The organism is Streptomyces sp. NPDC054863, assembly GCF_053610825.1.
The window spans coordinates 1-2,041 of sequence record NZ_JBSGZD010000377.1 but is presented as its reverse complement, the minus strand read 5'-3'; the positions used below and the strand labels follow the sequence as shown (position 1 = coordinate 2,041).

The window sequence follows — 2,041 nt, the reverse complement described above, 5'->3', positions numbered from 1 at the left end:
TGATATCCCGCCCTGAGCCGTGGCCCGGCCCCCCCTCCACCCGGGAATGGCCGCGGACCCTATGTGGCGCCCGCACCGGGGCGCCACGTCCGACGCGTCGGTTGCCGTCGATGCCTACGGTGGGGTGGGCCGCAAGCCGTAGGAGGCAGTTCTCCACCGGTCAGGTGGGCGATCCGTGTGGCACGCCGTCCGGGTCGCCGGTGATCTGATAGGAGAGCAACTCCCGGAACAGCCCTGGTTGTTGGGCGAGCTGGGCGTAGGTGCCCTCCTGGACGATCCGGCCTTCGTCGAGGACCACGATCCGGTCGGCCACGGCCACGTTGGTGATGCGGTGGGTCACCAGCAGTACCACCCGGTCCCGGGCCAGGTCCCGCAGCCGCTGGAAGATCCGGTGCTCGGCGCGGGGATCCAGGTTGGCGGTCGGCTCATCGAGGACCAGGAGCCCGGCCCGGCGGAAGAACGCCCGGCCGAGAGCGATTCGCTGCCACTGGCCGCCGCTGAGTTCCTCGCCGTTGAGCCACTCCCGGGCGAGGAGGGTGTCAAGACCTGAGCCGAGCCTGTCGACGACTTCGTCGGCGCCTGCGGCCTCGCACGCCTCGTGCACCGCCGTGTCGCCACGCGGAGAGGGCTGGCCGAGGGTGATGTTCTCGCGCACCGTCAGTGGCCAGTGGGCGTAGTCCTGCGGCACGAGGGCGACCTGCTGCCACAGTGCCTGCGGGTCGGCGTCGCCGATGGGGGCACCGTCCCACAGCACCTGACCGTCCGTGGGCAGGTACAGGCCGCTGACCAGCTTCGACAGGGTCGACTTCCCCGACCCGTTGTAGCCGACCAGCGCGGTCACCTGGCCACGGCGCAAGGTGAGCGACACCTGTGACAGCGCGTCGTGGTCCTTGCCCGCGTACCGGTGAGTGACCGCTTCGACCTCGATGGTCTTCGGCGGTGCGGGCTTGTGGGTGCCCCGGCGCATCCGGAACCGGCCTGCCTTGTCCAGGAAGTCGTTCCAGTCGTCCATGTAGAGCCCGGTGCGTACGGCGCGCGCCCCGACGGCCACCAGCCCGCGCACCGACTGCCCCACCATCTGCAGGGCGAAGACGGCAGTGCCGGCGTGCCCGACGCCGATGCGGCCGGTGGCCAGCAGCCAGACGACCGCCGCCCACACGGTGGCCGAACCCAGGCCGCCGACCAGCGCACCGGCCAGCGACATCCGGGCCCCGGTGTCGGCCGCGACCCGGTCCTCGCGGTTGATCCGGGCAACCGTCTCCCGGTACCGGCCGGACAGGAAGCCGGCCATCGTGCCGGCCCGGATCTGGTCGGCGGCGTCCTTGGTGTAGATGTGCCAACGCAGTACGGACAGCATCCGGTTGTCGCCGTTGCTGCGCAGGTTCGCGAGGTAGCGCACCCGGGCGGCGCTGATCTGGGCGACGGCCTGCGGCAGGCTGGCCACGACCAGGAGCGGCAGGAGCACCCAGTTCACTCCGGCGAGCACGAGCGCCCCCGCGAGGAAGGAAGCCGCCGAAGCGATCAGGTCCTGGCCCTCGTTGATCAGGTCGCCGGTGACCTGCGCCCCGCGGTCCGCGGCCTCCCGGTCCCGATTGAAGTCGGGTTCGTCGTAGGCGGACAGCTCCACCTCGGCACAGCCGGTGAGCAGCATCTGCTCGGCCTCGCGCGACATCAGGGGGCCCAGGCGGGTGGAGAGCCACGCCACGGTGATCCCCAGCAGCGCGCACACACCGGACGCGCCGATCAGGAGCGCCACGGACGGCCAGGCCTGGAGGAGCCGGTGGAAGACGTCACCGCTGGTCAGCAGCGCGGACACGGTGCCGCCGATGGCGACCAGGCCCAGGGCCTGCATGACCCCGGCGGCGATCTGGCACAACAGGAGCCCCACGGTCGCGCGCCGGTCGACCTGCCACGCGAGCGCCAAGGACCGGCGCACCAGCCGCGGCAGACGCCGGGCCATGTCGCGCATGCGGATCGAGCGGCCGGCGGCCTCGCGGCTGCCGGTCAGGTCGACGTACCGCATCTGCGGGCCGGGTTCGCC

Annotated in this window: 1 protein-coding gene; it reads right to left on the bottom strand. The window is 72.1% G+C overall.

Annotated features, from left to right (window positions below; genetic code table 11):
• Nucleotides 1-160 precede the first annotated feature (160 nt).
• Nucleotides 161-2,023, bottom strand: coding sequence for an ABC transporter ATP-binding protein (locus ACWGIG_RS35600; RefSeq protein WP_453325850.1), 1,863 nt, complete (start codon nucleotides 2,021-2,023; stop codon nucleotides 161-163).
• Nucleotides 2,024-2,041: the final 18 nt, after the last annotated feature.

Excerpts from the sequence above, each read along its gene's own strand:
- ACWGIG_RS35600 (WP_453325850.1), bottom strand. The coding sequence starts at position 2,023 with ATGCGGTACGTCGACCTGACCGGCAGCCGCGAGGCCGCCGGCCGCTCG.